The 13882-nt window shown below is 70.6% G+C and carries 12 protein-coding genes; 9 read left to right on the forward strand and 3 right to left on the reverse strand.

Annotated elements, in window-relative coordinates:
- Positions 1-100: 100 nt before the first annotated feature.
- The 4 genes from AB3M34_RS02120 to AB3M34_RS02135 are packed head-to-tail and all read left to right on the forward strand — an operon-like array spanning position 101 to position 4764.
- Positions 101-1846, forward strand: a complete 1746-nt coding sequence (locus AB3M34_RS02120) for a class I adenylate-forming enzyme family protein (RefSeq protein ID WP_370617432.1) — start codon at positions 101-103, stop codon at positions 1844-1846.
- The gene (locus tag AB3M34_RS02125) at positions 1843-2268 is read left to right on the forward strand and encodes a nuclear transport factor 2 family protein (RefSeq protein WP_370617433.1); all 426 of its coding nucleotides are present in this window, start codon (positions 1843-1845) and stop codon (positions 2266-2268) included. Before AB3M34_RS02120 ends, AB3M34_RS02125 begins: the two co-directional genes overlap by 4 nt.
- Positions 2268-3821 (forward strand): class I adenylate-forming enzyme family protein, encoded by a 1554-nt coding sequence (locus AB3M34_RS02130; RefSeq protein ID WP_370617434.1) that lies wholly within the window; start codon positions 2268-2270, stop codon positions 3819-3821. Before AB3M34_RS02125 ends, AB3M34_RS02130 begins: the two co-directional genes overlap by 1 nt.
- Complete coding sequence (locus tag AB3M34_RS02135) at positions 3808-4764, forward strand: NAD(P)H-dependent flavin oxidoreductase (RefSeq protein ID WP_370617435.1); 957 nt, start codon at positions 3808-3810, stop codon at positions 4762-4764. Before AB3M34_RS02130 ends, AB3M34_RS02135 begins: the two co-directional genes overlap by 14 nt.
- A 3-nt stretch (positions 4765-4767) precedes the next feature.
- Here the strand turns inward: AB3M34_RS02135 and AB3M34_RS02140 are convergent, their stop codons facing one another.
- The gene (locus tag AB3M34_RS02140; RefSeq protein ID WP_370617436.1) at positions 4768-5451 is read right to left on the reverse strand and encodes an IclR family transcriptional regulator; all 684 of its coding nucleotides are present in this window, start codon (positions 5449-5451) and stop codon (positions 4768-4770) included.
- Between the two features lie 27 nt (positions 5452-5478).
- Positions 5479-7095 (reverse strand): SulP family inorganic anion transporter, encoded by a 1617-nt coding sequence (locus AB3M34_RS02145; RefSeq protein WP_370617437.1) that lies wholly within the window; start codon positions 7093-7095, stop codon positions 5479-5481.
- Between the two features lie 189 nt (positions 7096-7284).
- Between AB3M34_RS02145 and AB3M34_RS02150 the strand changes: the two genes are divergently transcribed.
- From AB3M34_RS02150 to ppgK, 5 genes are all read left to right on the forward strand, one after another.
- On the forward strand, positions 7285-9159 hold the full coding sequence (locus AB3M34_RS02150) for an alkyl/aryl-sulfatase (RefSeq protein WP_370617438.1): 1875 nt from the start codon (positions 7285-7287) through the stop codon (positions 9157-9159).
- A gap of 85 nt (positions 9160-9244) precedes the next feature.
- The gene (efeU, locus tag AB3M34_RS02155; RefSeq protein WP_370617439.1) at positions 9245-10132 is read left to right on the forward strand and encodes an iron uptake transporter permease EfeU; all 888 of its coding nucleotides are present in this window, start codon (positions 9245-9247) and stop codon (positions 10130-10132) included.
- Positions 10122-11285 carry an iron uptake system protein EfeO gene (gene efeO / locus AB3M34_RS02160; RefSeq protein ID WP_370617440.1) on the forward strand — a complete coding sequence of 388 codons (1164 nt, stop codon included), beginning with the start codon at positions 10122-10124 and terminating at the stop codon, positions 11283-11285. Before efeU ends, efeO begins: the two co-directional genes overlap by 11 nt.
- Before the next feature lie 17 nt (positions 11286-11302).
- Positions 11303-12562 (forward strand): iron uptake transporter deferrochelatase/peroxidase subunit, encoded by a 1260-nt coding sequence (gene efeB, locus AB3M34_RS02165; RefSeq protein WP_370617441.1) that lies wholly within the window; start codon positions 11303-11305, stop codon positions 12560-12562.
- A gap of 38 nt (positions 12563-12600) precedes the next feature.
- Positions 12601-13377: a polyphosphate--glucose phosphotransferase gene (gene ppgK, locus AB3M34_RS02170; protein ID WP_370617442.1), complete on the forward strand. Its 777-nt coding sequence runs from the start codon at positions 12601-12603 to the stop codon at positions 13375-13377.
- A 7-nt stretch (positions 13378-13384) separates the two neighbouring features.
- Here ppgK and AB3M34_RS02175 read toward each other — a convergent pair whose 3' ends face one another.
- Complete coding sequence (locus AB3M34_RS02175) at positions 13385-13873, reverse strand: DUF421 domain-containing protein (protein WP_370617443.1); 489 nt, start codon at positions 13871-13873, stop codon at positions 13385-13387.
- Between the last annotated feature and the right edge of the window lie 9 nt (positions 13874-13882).

Genomic DNA, 13882 nt, shown 5'->3' on the forward strand with positions numbered 1-13882 from the left:
TCTACCGTCGCGCGTCCCGGGCCATGGACCCGGGGCGCGCGACGGCGTGCCCGGCCCGGGACAGGGCCACCATCGAACACAGGCAGGAGAGGCGGGGACCATGACGGACGGACGTGGACTCCACCCGCGGGCGCGGGTCGAGGACTACACGAGCAAGGGCTGGTGGAGCGACGAGACGGCTGACCAGGTCTTCAGGGACCAGGTCGCCGCGCGCGGTGACGCGCTCGCGGTCGTCGACCCCGCCAACCGCGTTGCCCTGCTCGGGACCGAGCCCCGACGGCTCACGTGGAACGAGCTCGACGAGGAGGTGACCTTCCTGGCGGCCCGTCTGCTTGACCTGGGCCTGGAGCGGGGAGACGTCCTCGGTGTCCAGCTGCCCAACACCATCGAGCTCGTCGAGGTCTACCTCGCCGCATGGACGCTCGGCGTGATCGTCTCGCCGCTGCCGATGCAGTACCGCGAGCGCGAGGTCGTCGGGATGGCCAACCAGGCCGAGTTCGCCGGCTTCGTCACGACGTACGCGTTCGGTGACCGTCGCCCGGCCGACGACGCGGTCGCGGTCCGGGACAAGATCCCGTCGCTGCGATCCGTCGTCGGGCTGGGGCTGCCGGGCGAAGAGGCCGGTGACACCTCGGCCGAGGTCGTCCAGCTCGTCCCGGCCGCCGCCGGAGCGGATGACGCGGCGCGGGTCGCGGCGTACCGTGAGGCCGACCCGAACGATCCCAACGACTGCCTCACGATCTGCTGGACCTCGGGCACCGAGAGCGAGCCGAAGGGCGTCCCGCGCTGCCACTACGACTGGCTCGCGATCTCGTGGGCCACGGTCGACGCGCCGCGGGTGACCGCCGACGACGTCCTGCTCAACCCTTTCCCGATGGTCAACATGGCGGGCATCAACGGCATGTTCCTGCCGTGGCTGCGCACCGGCGGGGTGCTCGTCCAGCACCACCCGTTCGACCTCCCGACCTTCCTGGGGCAGATCGCGACGGAGCGTGCGACGTACACGGTGGCGCCGCCGGCCCTCCTTTGGATGCTGCTCCACGACGAGGCGCTCCTCTCCAAGGTGGACCTCTCGAGCCTCACCCGGATCGGGTCCGGCTCGGTGCCGCTCCAGCCGGCGATGGTCCGCGGCTGGCAGGACCGGGGCATCCCGGTGATCAACTTCTTCGGCTCGAACGAGGGCATCGGGCTGCTCTCGAGCTTCGAGGACTTTCCTGATCCCGACGAGCGGGCCCAGTACTTCCCCCGGTACGGCGCCCCTGACGTCCACTGGTCGTCGCGGGTGTCGGAGTGGATGCACGTCAAGCTCGTCGACGTGCTGACCGGTGAGGAGATCACCGAGCCTGGCCGCAGCGGAGAGCTGCACATCATCGGTCCGACGGTGTTCGCCGGCTACCTCCACGGCGACCGCCGCCCCACGCCCTTCGACGACGAGGGCTACCTCAAGACCGGCGACCTGTTCGAGATCGCCGGCGACCGGGGCCAGTTCCTGCACTACCTCGACCGAGCGAAGGACCTCGTGATCCGCGGCGGGATGAACATCGCGCCGGCCGAGCTCGAGGGTCTGATCGGAGCGCACCCCGCCGTCGCCGACGTCGCGGTGATCGGAGATCCAGACGAGGTCCTCGGTGAACGGGTCGCGGCCGTGGTGACCCTCAAGCCCGGGTCCACGCTCACTCTCGAGGAGCTCGTCGGCTTCCTCAAGGACCAGAAGATCGCCTCCTTCAAGCTGCCGGAGCGGCTCGAGGTGAGCGACGACCTCCCGCGCAACCCCGTCGGCAAGATCCTCAAGCGAGCGCTGCGACGGACCGAGCACGCCACCACGACGACAGGAGCAGGCGCATGAGCACAGCGGCGACGGACACGGCACCGATGACCGACGAGGCCAAGCTCGCCCTGGCCCGACGGATGTTCGACGCATGGGACGCACTGGACTGGGACCTCGTCCTGGACCTGTTCGCCGACGACGGCGTGCTGCACAGCGTCATGCAGGAGCCGGTCGTCGGGCGCGAGGCGATCCGTGACCGGCTGGCGATCCTGGGGTCCAAGGCCGAGAGCATCACGCTGCGGATCAAGGCGCTCGGGGTGATCGACGGGCGGGTGTTCGTCGAGCGCGTCGACGACTTCTGGTTCGACGGGCACCATGGCGAGGTCCCTGTCGTCGGCATCCTCCGCATGTCCGGAGACCGGGTGACGGAGTGGCTCGAGTACTACGACCGTCCGACGCTGCTGGCCGGCATGGGCATCTCCGAGGACTTCGGGCACTGATGCCGTCGGGCAGCTGGGCACGCACCGCCGTGTCCGCGATGGGTCGGGCCGCGCCGGAGGCCGTCGCCTTCCGCGGCCACGGCACGGTCCGGACCCACGCGGAGTCACGCCGGCGTGCGATCGCCTTCGCCCACGCGCTCGTGGCGCGCGGCATCGGACCCGGGGACCGCGTCGCGCTGGTCGTCGAGGACCGCGCCGACGCTGTCGAGGCGTACCTCGGGGTAGGCCTCGCGGGGGCCACCGCCGTCCAGGTCAACGACCGGCTCCAGGTCGCGGAGATCGACGAGGTCCTGGGCCTCGCCGGGGTCCGCGCGGTCGTCCACACGGCGGGCCACGCGAAGCGGCTCGAGGACCTGCTGCGCGGCGCCGGTACGGACGTCGTCTCGGTCGGCACCCGCACGGCGGCCACCACACTGACGTACGAGGACGCGGTCGCAGCGTCCGCCTCCCTCGACCTTCCGCACCTGGCGTTCGACGCCGACGCGCCGGGGATCGTGGGCTTCACCAGCGGCACCACGGGTCGGCCGAAGGGTGTCGTGCACACCCATGCGAACCTCGACCGGATCGTGCGGCACATGCCTGTCCACGACGGGATCCGGTGGGGGAGCCGGTGCGGCTTCACCGGCACTCTGGCGTTCGCGGCCGGCATCTGGGGAGTCGTGCTCCCGCACCTGTACGTCGGCGGCGAGGTCTCGTTCATGGCCGGGCTCGACCCCGAGGCGTGGGTCGAGAGGATGCTCACCGAGCGCACGACGTTCACCTACGCGCCCACCCCCCTCATGGGCGCGTTCGCCGACCGGGTGCGCGAGAGCCCCGGCGTCCTCGACCACCTCGACGTGGTGCTGCACTCCGGATCGCTCGCCCCGCGCGAGTCGGTGGAGGACCTCGTCGACGCGATCGGGCACCGCTATGTCGAGACGTACGGGATGACCGAGACGGGGGCGCCGGTGACCGCGACGGTCCCCGACGACTGGCGGGCGGGTTCGACGGCCGACGATCCGTACGCCTCCGCCGGGCGCCCGGTGACGATCGCCGAGATCCGGATCACCGACGCCGCCGGCACAGCGCTCCGGCCCGGCGAGGTCGGTGAGATCGAGGTGGCGAGCGAGACGCTGTTCGCGGGCTACCTCGACCAGCCCGACCTCACCGCCGAGGCCCTGCACGACGGCTGGTTGAAGACCGGTGACCTCGGCTCGCTCGACGCCTCCGGCCGCCTCTACGTCCGGGGCCGCGCCAAGGACATGATCGTCACCGGCGGGATGAACGTGTATCCCGCCGAGGTGGAGCGGGTCCTCGTGCAGGCCGTCGGCATCGCCGACGCGGCGGTCTTCGGTGTCGCGCACCCGCGGTGGGGCGAGACCGTGACGGCCGCGGTCGTCGCGGCGCCCGGGGTCGCCGTCGACCTCGACGGCCTCACGGCGTACGTGCGCGAGCGCCTCGCCGGATACAAGAAGCCGACCGCGATCCACGTGGTCGAGGCGTTGCCGCGCAACGCCAGCCTGAAGGTCCGCAAGGACGAGCTCCGCAGGAGGTTCGAGCATGCCGACGACTGACCGGACACGTATCGACGCGATCCTCGAACGGCTCCGGCTGCCGGTCCTGGCGGCGCCGATGTTCCTCGTGTCGGGGCCCGAGCTCGTGGTCGCGTCCTCGCGTGCCGGCGTGATGGGCTCGTTCCCGTCGCCGAACTGCCGGACCACCGCCGAGCTCGACGCGTGGCTCGGGGCGATCACCGACGGCCTGCGGGGTGTCGACACGCCCTGGGCGCTGAACCTCGTCACGCACCGCACCAACACGCGCCTCGACGACGACCTTCGGCTGGTCAAGGAGTACGAGCCGCCCGTCGTCGTGACCGCGCTCGGGTCTCCGGCGCCAGCCCTCGACGTCGTGCACGCGTACGGCGGGGTCGTCGTCGCCGACGTGGTGAGCCTGCGCCTCGCGAAGAAGGCGGTCGGCATGGGAGCCGACGGCCTGGGCCTCGTGTCGGCCGGTGCCGGCGGACACACCGGCCACCTGTCGCCGTTCGCGTTCGTGTCGGCCGTCCGCGAGTTCTTCGACGGCCTGGTGATGGTCGGCGGCGGGATCAGCGACGGGGCCGGGGCTGCCGGGGCCGTCGCGGCCGGGGCAGACCTGGTCTCGATCGGCACACGTTTCCTCGCGACGACCGAGAGCATGGCGGTCGATCCCTACAAGGAGATGGTGGTCGCGCACGGCGTCGACGACCTCGTGGTCAGCGCTGGTGTGACGGGCACGCCGGCCTCGTGGCTGAGGCCGAGCCTGGTCGCGAACGGTCTCGACCCGGATGCGATGACGTTCGACGGCGAGCGCACCTACGATGCCGCTGCGTCGCCGGGCGGACGGTGGAAGGACATCTGGGCAGCTGGACAGGGGCTGGGGACGATCCACGCCGTCGAGCCGGTCGCCTCGGTCGTGGACCGGCTGGAGGCGGAGTACGTCGCGGCGCTCGACCGGGTCAGCGGGCTCCGCCGGCGCTGAGCGTCACCCCCGCGCGGCGTCGCCGATCCGACGCGCCGCCTCGCGGACGAGCGACTCTGCGCGCTCGGCCACGTCGGGGCGGCTCGTGATCACGGTGACGGCCGCGCGCACGCTGCGCAGGCCGGGGACAGGCGCAGCGATGCCGTACGCACCGGGGTTGAGCTCGGCGTGCGTCGTCACGACGCCGGCCTCGCGCACCGCAACGACACGTGCTGGCTCGTCGAGCACCGCTGGTCCGGCAGCCAGGGCGGCGAGGCCACCGGCTCCGCGGTCGAGCGGGTCGCGGTTGCCGAGCCGGTAGGAGAAGCGCGGACCGTCGGTCGGGGGCTCCGCGACCACGGTCGTGACGGCGGCGTCCGCGACGACCTCGACCAGGCTCGCGGTCGCGTCCAGGGTGACGGCGAGGTCGTGCAGGACGGGCTCGGCGACGGCGTGCAGCCGCGGACGCGCACGGTCCGCGAGCGTGGTGAGCATCCGGCCCACCTGATAGCGGCCGGCTCCGTCCCTCGCCACGTACCCCGTGCGTTCCAGGCTGACGAGCAGTCGATGGACGATCGAGCGGTGCAGCCCCGCCCGCGCGGTGATCTCGGTCGCCGTGGCACCCGGGCTCTCCGCCACCACCTGGAGCACGAGCAGACCACGCTCGAGCGTCTGCGACCCGCCCGCCGCTCCGTCCGCGATCGACATACCGGCACCCTAGTCGCGCCGTCCCGGTCAGGACTGACGTGCGATCCACGCCCGCGCGTCGGCGACCGCGCGGGTGAGCGCCTCGCCGACCACCTCGGTCCCCTCGTAGACACGCTCCAGGCCGAGCGTGCGGCCGGTGCGGTGGCGCCGCAGCTGTGCTGTCAGGCGGGGGTTGTCCGTGACGACGACGAGCCTGCTCCCCGTCTCGCGCAACTCGCTCGCGTAGTCGTCGAGGGCGTCGAGCAGGGTGAGGCCCGCCTCGTCGGCCCCTCGGATCCGCAGGATCACCACCGATCCCTGCGAGCGTGCCGTCACCGACGGGAGCTGGCGGTGCAGCGCATCGGTCGAGGCGAAGAACAACGGTCCGTACGGCTGGAGCACGACGACGGTACGAGGCGGGAGCGTGCTGGGCGGTGGGCCTTCGATCACGCGGCCCTGCTCGTCGAGCGTGAGCCTTCGCAGCGTCAGACGTGTCGACTGCTGGATGACGAACATGAGGACGGACATGCCGACCCCGACCAGCACCGCGTACTGCAGCGGCACCACCAGGGTCAGCGCGAACGTCACCACCATCACGGCGACGGGCACCGGTCCGGTGCGGAAGGCCGCCACGATCTGCGGGATGCGTACGGCCCCGGCCCCGACGACGATGAGCAGACCTGCGAGCGACGGCATGGCGACGCGCTCGACGACGGGGGCGAGAGCGAAGATCACGACCGCCATCACGGCTGCTCCGACGAGCAGCGCTCGACGTCCGTGCGCGCCGGCGGTCGCCACGAGGGAGCTCGCGCCCATGGATCCGCCGACAGGGTTTCCCTGGAAGAGGCCGGAGAGGAGGTTGCCGGCGCCCTGCCCGACGAAGTCCTGCGAGGCGTCGGGACGAGCCGCCCCGTGCCTGGCCGGGAACGCGCTCGCGACGGCGGCGCCCTGGACGAGACCGACGAACGCGAGGGAGAGCGCGGGCAGCAGCAGCCAAGGGATCTCGCCGAGCGCCGGGAGGACCGGCGCGGGGAGTGACCGCGGCACGTCCGCGACATCGGCGACGACCGCCACGTCCGAGCCGGCACTGTTGAGGGCGAGCGCGAGGAGCGACGTCGCCGCGACGGCCACGACGAGGCCCATCGCGCCGAGCCGGGTGTGCCGCAGGCCCAGGATGCCGAGGATCGTCAGCGCTCCCACGAGCAGCGTCGCCGGATCGATGGCCCACGGGTGGAGCAGGAGGTCCAGCGCTCGGAGCACCCGGTTCGCGCCGTGCGAGACGTAGCCGGTCAGGTTGTCGAGCTGGCCGAGCACGATGTTGATGCCGACCGCGGTGACGAAACCGGTCATCACCGACGTCGACACGAACCGCAGGAAGCGTGCGAGACCCAGCAGCCCGGCGGCCACCATGACGACCCCCGTGAGGACGGTCAGGGTGAAGAGCGACCGCATCGGGTCGTCGGTCGAGTCGAGGTCCACGTCGGAGACGATGATCGCCATCGCGCCGGTGCCCTGGACGGCCATGAGCCCGCTCCCCGTGACGAGCGCGCCGCCGACGAGGCCGTACAGGTAGGCGTAGAGACCCGCCACCGGGTTGACGCCGGCGAGCAGCCCGTTGGCCAGGCCGTCGGGGACGCTCTCGACGCCGAGGATCGTGCCCGCCACCAGGTCGTCGCCCAGCCCGCGGCGACGGAACAGTGTCCGGGGACGCGTGAACGGAAGGTCGATGGCCCGACTCCTCTCAACGCGCCGGTCGAGGACAACTGTCGTACGAAGCGCGTGCGGCGGCCACCCCAGCAGACCGGTCGCCTGGTGAGGGTGCAGGGGCTGTGCCCCCGTGCGATGCTCGGACGCATGTCGACACCCAAGCCAGCTTCCCCCACCATTCTCGGACAGCAGCAGGCACTGCGTGACTCCTTGCCCTTCGGTGACACCCAGGACTTCGACGACGCCTCGCGGGGCCTTCTCGGTGCACGTGAGCCGGGCGCGATCGCGGCGACGGACGGTCGCGTCGTCTGGGACGGCGACACCTACAGCTTTCTCGAGGGCGAGGCTCCCGACTCGGTCAACCCGAGTCTGTGGAGGCAGTCGCAGCTCGTTGCTCGCCAAGGTCTGTACGAGGTCGTCGAGGGCATCTACCAGGTGCGCGGGTTCGACCTCTCGAACATCACCTTCGTCGAGGGCGACTCCGGGGTCGTCGTCATCGACCCGCTCATCTCGACGGAGACGGCCGCCGCTGCCCTCGCGCTGTACCACGAGCACCGCGGCGAGCGACCCGTCACGGCAGTGATCTACACCCACTCGCACGTCGACCACTTCGGTGGGGTGAAGGGTGTGACCACTCAGGAGGACGTCGATGCCGGTCGTGTGCCGGTCCTCGCGCCCTCGGGCTTCGTCGAGCACGCGGTGGCGGAGAACGTGTACGCGGGCACCGCGATGGCCCGTCGCGCCGGGTACATGTACGGCGCCGTGCTGGCGCGAGGCCCCCAGGGGCAGGTCGGTGCGGGCCTCGGCCAGACCACTTCCACAGGCACGGTGACGCTGATCGCGCCGACCCACGAGATCACGACGACCGGCCAGGAGGAGGTCGTCGACGGCGTCCGGATCGTGTTCCAGATGGCACCGGACACCGAGGCGCCGTCGGAGATGCTGTTCTACTTCCCCGACCACAAGGCGCTGTGCGCCGCCGAGGATGCGACCCACAACCTCCACAACCTGCTGACGCTGCGCGGCGCGGTCGTCCGGGACCCGCACGGCTGGTCGAAGTACCTCACGGAGACGATCGACCTGTTCGGTGGTGAGGTCGAGGTTGTGTTCGCCTCGCACCACTGGCCCACCTGGGGCAATCAGCGCGTCGTCGAGTTCCTCTCGCTCCAGCGCGACCTCTACGCCTACCTGCACGATCAGACTCTTCGTCTTCTGAACCAGGGTCTCACTGGCGCGGAGATCGCCGAGGAGATCGCGCTGCCCCCGGCACTCGAGAACGCGTGGAGCACGCGCGGCTACTACGGATCGGTGAGCCACAACGTCAAGGCGATCTACCAGCGCTACATGGGCTGGTTCAACGGCAACCCGGCCACGCTCTGGGAGCACACACCCGTGGAGCGGGCGAAGCGCTACGTCGACCTCGGGGGCGGCGCGGACGCCGTCGTCGAGAAGGCTCGTACGGCGTTCGACTCGGGTGACTACCGCTGGGCGGCCGAGCTGCTCAACCACGTGGTCTTCGCGCAGCAGGACCATGCTGCGGCCCGTGACCTGCTGGCCGACACGTACGAGCAGCTCGGCTACGGCTCGGAGAACGGGACCTGGCGCAACTTCTACCTGTCAGGTGCGACGGAGCTGCGCGACGGGGCATTCGGGACGCCGACCCAGACGAGCTCGCCCGACATGGTCAGCCAGCTCTCGCCGGAGATGCTGTTCGACGCCCTCGCGGTCCAGGTCGACGGCCCGCGCGCGTGGGACGAGAAGCTGTCGATCGACGTGGTCCTCACCGACGTCGACGAGCGGTATCGTCTGCGACTCGCCAACGGCGTCCTCACCTACAGCGCTGCGCCGCAGACGGGCGACGCCGACGCCACACTCACCACGACGAAGCGCGCCCTGCCGGCGCTCGCCACCGGCAAGCTCGCCGAGGCCGGCATCGAGGTCACGGGTGACGCCGCCGTGCTCGGACGCCTCACCGGTCTCCTCGATCCGGGCGACAAGGACTTCGCCATCGTGACGCCATAGCCGGCCGTTCGGGAGACCGGGTCGACCCCGGGGCGAGCGAGAGGTAAGTTAGGCCAGGCTTATCTCACGCTCGAAGGGGACCCTGGTGTTCGCCAACTACCTCATCGGCCTGCGCGAGGGGCTCGAGGCAGCGCTCGTGGTGAGCATCCTCATCGCCTACCTCGTGAAGACCGAACGGCGCCGTCTGGTGCCCCAGATCTGGCTCGGGGTGGGGATCGCCGTCGTCATCAGCCTCGGGTTCGGTGCGCTGCTGACGTTCGGGCCGCGCGGTCTCACGTTCGAGGCTCAGGAGGCCATCGGGGGCGCGCTCAGCATCGTCGCCGTCGGGTTCGTGACCTGGATGGTCTTCTGGATGGCCGGTGCGGCCAAGGGCTTGAGCGGTGAGCTGCGCAGCAAGATCGACGACGCTGCCGAGGGGGCACGCTGGTCCTTGATCGTGGTGGCGCTCCTTGCCGTAGGACGTGAGGGCCTGGAGACTGCCCTTTTCCTGTGGGCCGCGACGCAGACTGCGACCGCAGACGGCACGACGGCGACCTGGGAGCCGCTGCTCGGAGCGGCGCTCGGGCTCGCGACCGCGGTGGTGCTCGGCTATCTCTTCTACCGCGGCGCGATCCGGATCAACCTCAGCCGGTTCTTCCTCTGGACCGGTGCCTTCCTGATCGTGGTCGCCGCCGGTGTGCTGTCGTACGGCGTCCACGATCTCCAAGAGGCCGGGATCCTGCCCGGGCTCGGCAACGTGTTGTTCGACGTCTCCGACGTGATCGACCCGACGACCTGGTACGCCACCGTGCTCAAGGGCGTCTTCAACTTCTCGCCCGCGACCACCGTGCTCGAGGGGCTGGCCTGGCTGCTCTACCTCGTGCCGACCATGACCCTCTTCCTGCTGAAGATGCGGCGCCGCGAGCGTCAGACCGAACCCCCGAGCAGCGCATCGCTGCCTGAGTCGAAGGACCGTCCCCACCATGCGTCGTAGCACCATCCCCGCGGTCGCAGGACTCGTCGTCCTGGCCGTCGGCGCCCTGTCTGGCTGCACCGACAACACCCCGTCCGGCGGTGACGACACGCGCAGCCTGTCGGTGACGTCGACCGCCGATGCGTGCGATGTGTCGGCGGCAGAGGCTCCGGCCGGCAACCTCACCTTCAGCGTCCGCAACGACGGCTCCGACGTCACCGAGTTCTACCTGCTCGCCTCCGACGGGCTGCGGATCGTGGGGGAGATCGAGAACATCGGTCCAGGGTTGACGCGTGACCTCGTGGTGACCGCCCCCGAGGGCGACTACGTGACGGCCTGCAAGCCTGGGATGAAGGGTGAAGGCATCCGTGCCGACTTCGCGGTGACCGCGTCGGACGAGAAGGTCGAGGTCGCCGGCGACGACCAGGCACTCGTCGACCAGGCCAACAAGAACTATGCGGCCTACGTCCAGGACCAGAGCGCCCAGCTCCTCGACCAGACGACGAAGTTCGTCGCGCTCTACAAGGCCGGCAAGGACGACGAGGTACGGGCGCTCTACCCGGTGGCTCGCGTGCACTGGGAGCGCATCGAGACCGTCGCGGAGTCGTTCGGCGACCTCGACCCCAAGATGGACGCCCGCGAGGCCGACCTCGAGCCCGGTCAGCGGTGGACCGGCTGGCACCTCATCGAGAAGGACCTCTGGCCCGCGCGCGCCAAGGACTACACGGCGCTGACGCCCGCCGAGCGCGCGACGTACGCCGACGACCTGCTTCTGAACACCCAGACCCTCGACGACCGCGTCCAGGACCTCACCTACACGGTCGACCAGATCGCCAACGGTTCTCGCGGACTGCTCGACGAGGTCGCGACCGGCAAGGTCACCGGCGAGGAGGAGTACTGGTCTCGGACGGACCTGTGGGACTTCCAGGCCAACGTCGACGGTGCCCGCGTGGCGTTCGAGGGCGTGCAGCCGATCGTGGAGAAGAACGACGAGGCGCTCGCCACCGAGATCGACGACCGGTTCACCGCGCTGCAGGCGCTGCTCGACCAGCACAAGGACGGCGACGGCTTCGTGTTCTACGACGAGCTGTCGACCGAAGAGATCAAGGCCCTGTCGGACGCCGTCAACGCCCTGAGCGAGCCGCTGTCCCAGCTCGCGGCTGCGACGGTCTGAGGAGGACCCGCACAACCATGACCGAGGAACGAGGGGGGATCAGCCGCCGCGGGTTGATCGGCGGAGGCGCCGCGCTGGGCATCGGAGCGGCCGCCGCCGGCTTCGGCGCGGGGCGCGCCGTGGCCGACGACGCGACGTCGGCGAGCAGGGACCCGGAGGCGTACTCCCTCTACGGCGCCCACCAGCCGGGCATCGTCACCCCGGTCCAGGACCGGCTCCACTTCGCCGCCTTCGACGTCACCACCGACTCGCGCGCGGCGCTGGTCGATCTGCTTCGTGCCTGGACCGACGCTGCCGCACGGATGATGCACGGCGAGGGTGCGGGCCCGGCAGGCCCGACGTCGGGCGACTACGACGCCCCGCCCGACGACACCGGCGAAGCGATCGGGCTCCCGCCTTCGCGTCTCACGCTGACCTTCGGCTTCGGCGCGTCGCTCTTCGACGACCGCTTCGGGCTGTCCGGCCGGCGCCCGGCGGCGCTCGCCCCGCTCCCGCACTTTCCCGGCGACAACCTCCAGGAGGAGCGCAGCAACGGCGACCTCTGCGTGCAGGCGTGCTCCGACGACCCGCAGGTCGCCGTCCACGCGATCCGCAACCTCGCCCGCATCGGGTTCGGCACGGTCGGCATGCGCTGGTCGCAGCTCGGGTTCGGCAGGACGTCGACGACGACCCGCGACGAGGCGACGCCGCGGAACCTGTTCGGCTTCAAGGACGGGACGATGAACGTCAAGTCCGAGGACCGAGAGGCGCTCACCGACCACGTGTGGGTCGGCGACGACACGGACCAGGCCTGGATGGCCGGCGGGAGCTACCTGGTCGCGCGACGCATCAACATGACGATCGAGATCTGGGATCGCCAGCCGCTTCGCGAGCAGGAACGCGTGATCGGCCGATCCAAGGCCGAGGGCGCACCGCTGTCGGGTGGCGGGGAGCACGACCAGCCCGACTTCGCCCGTGCGGGGCGCGAGGGCGAACCGCTGGTCGACACCGGTGCCCACGTCCGCATCGCACACCCCGATCACAACGGAGGTGTCCGCATGCTGCGCCGCGGCTACAACTTCGTCGACGGGAGCACCGAGATCGGCCGGATGGACGCCGGCCTCTTCTTCGTCGCCTATGTCGTGGACCCGCGGACCCACTTCGTCCCGGTGCAGATGCGCCTGTCGACGCTCGACGGGATGCAGGAGTACGTCCAGCACACGGGATCAGGCCTCTTCGCGGCGCCGCCTGGAGTCCGCAAGGGCGAGTACGTCGGCCAGCACCTCTTCGGCGCCTGAGTCTGCGCACAGCCCCGCAGGGTGGCACGTTGGACACCATGGGGAAGCACATGCGTCCGATCGGGGTCGACGTCGGCGGCAGCGGCATCAAGGGTGCGCCCGTCGATCTCAAGAAGGGTGAGTTCGCCGAGGAGCGGATCCGGATCGAGACACCCGAGGAGTCCACACCCGACGCGGTCGGTGAGGTGATCGCCGAGATCGTCGACCAGATCTTGGGCAAGGATGGCGCCAAGGGTGACTCCAAGGTGCCCGTCGGCATCACGGTCCCGGCCGTCGTGACGCGGGGCCTCGTGCGTACGGCGGCGAACATCGACCGCAGCTGGATCGGCACCGACGCCGTACGGCTGCTGACCGAGCGTCTCGGCAGACCGGTCGTCGTCATCAACGACGCCGATGCGGCGGGGATCGGTGAGCTCGAGTACGGCGCGGGCCGTGGCACGACGGGTCTCGTCATCATGACGACCCTCGGGACGGGGATCGGCACCGCGCTCATCAACGACGGCGAGCTGGTGCCGAACAGCGAGCTCGGCCACCTGCGCATCGATGGCGAGGACGCTGAGAGGTCGACCTCGTCGGCGGCGCGGGAGAACGAGGACCTCTCGTGGGAGGAGTGGGCGGAGCGGCTGCAGCGTTACTACGCGCGACTCGAGGATCTGCTCTGGCCCGACCTGTTCATCGTCGGAGGCGGCGTGGCCAAGCACGCCGACAAGTACCTGCCGCTGCTGCACCTGCGCGCCCCGATCGTCGCCGCGCGTCTCGGCAACGACGCAGGCATCATCGGCGCCGCGCTCACCGCCTCGCGCGCGAACGCCTGACCCCGGATCACGTCGCCTGCAGGCCGCCGCTGGACGCGCCGTCGGACTGGTCCTCGGCCTCGTGGGTGAAGAACGAGATCCTGCCGTCGACCTCGAGCACCGCGATCTCGACGTCCGACAGTCGGCGAATGCCCTGCTCGCGGGCGGACGTCGTGAGGTCCTCGAACGCGAGCCGCTGGTCCTTGAGCACCTTCATGCGCGGCTCCCCGTCCCGCATCACCACCACCGGTGATCCCTTGATGAAGCGCAGCCGGTCGGGGAAGCGCCACGCCAGCCACGACAACGAGACCGTCAGGAGCGTGAACGTCCCCACCGCGAGCACGGCGCCGGTGATCGACGTGTCCTGCTGTGTGACGGCGCCCTGGACGAGGTCGCCCATGACGATGAACAGCACCAGCTCGAACGTGCTCAGCTCGCCGAGGGTCGAGCGTCCCACGGCTCGGGTGATGAGCCAGAGGAACGCGAAGACGATGATCGCTCGGATGACGATCTCCATCGTCGGTCT

The sequence above is a fragment of the Mumia sp. Pv4-285 genome (genome assembly GCF_041320275.1).
Taxonomy (GTDB): domain Bacteria; phylum Actinomycetota; class Actinomycetes; order Propionibacteriales; family Nocardioidaceae; genus Mumia; species Mumia qirimensis.

Excerpts from the sequence above, each read along its gene's own strand:
- AB3M34_RS02120 (WP_370617432.1), top strand. The coding sequence starts at position 101 with ATGACGGACGGACGTGGACTCCACCCGCGGGCGCGGGTCGAGGACTAC.
- AB3M34_RS02125 (WP_370617433.1), top strand. The coding sequence starts at position 1,843 with ATGAGCACAGCGGCGACGGACACGGCACCGATGACCGACGAGGCCAAG.
- AB3M34_RS02130 (WP_370617434.1), top strand. The coding sequence starts at position 2,268 with ATGCCGTCGGGCAGCTGGGCACGCACCGCCGTGTCCGCGATGGGTCGG.
- AB3M34_RS02135 (WP_370617435.1), top strand. The coding sequence starts at position 3,808 with ATGCCGACGACTGACCGGACACGTATCGACGCGATCCTCGAACGGCTC.
- AB3M34_RS02140 (WP_370617436.1), bottom strand. The coding sequence starts at position 5,451 with ATGTCGATCGCGGACGGAGCGGCGGGCGGGTCGCAGACGCTCGAGCGT.
- AB3M34_RS02150 (WP_370617438.1), top strand. The coding sequence starts at position 7,285 with ATGTCGACACCCAAGCCAGCTTCCCCCACCATTCTCGGACAGCAGCAG.
- efeO (WP_370617440.1), top strand. The coding sequence starts at position 10,122 with ATGCGTCGTAGCACCATCCCCGCGGTCGCAGGACTCGTCGTCCTGGCC.
- efeB (WP_370617441.1), top strand. The coding sequence starts at position 11,303 with ATGACCGAGGAACGAGGGGGGATCAGCCGCCGCGGGTTGATCGGCGGA.
- ppgK (WP_370617442.1), top strand. The coding sequence starts at position 12,601 with ATGGGGAAGCACATGCGTCCGATCGGGGTCGACGTCGGCGGCAGCGGC.
- AB3M34_RS02175 (WP_370617443.1), bottom strand. The coding sequence starts at position 13,873 with ATGGAGATCGTCATCCGAGCGATCATCGTCTTCGCGTTCCTCTGGCTC.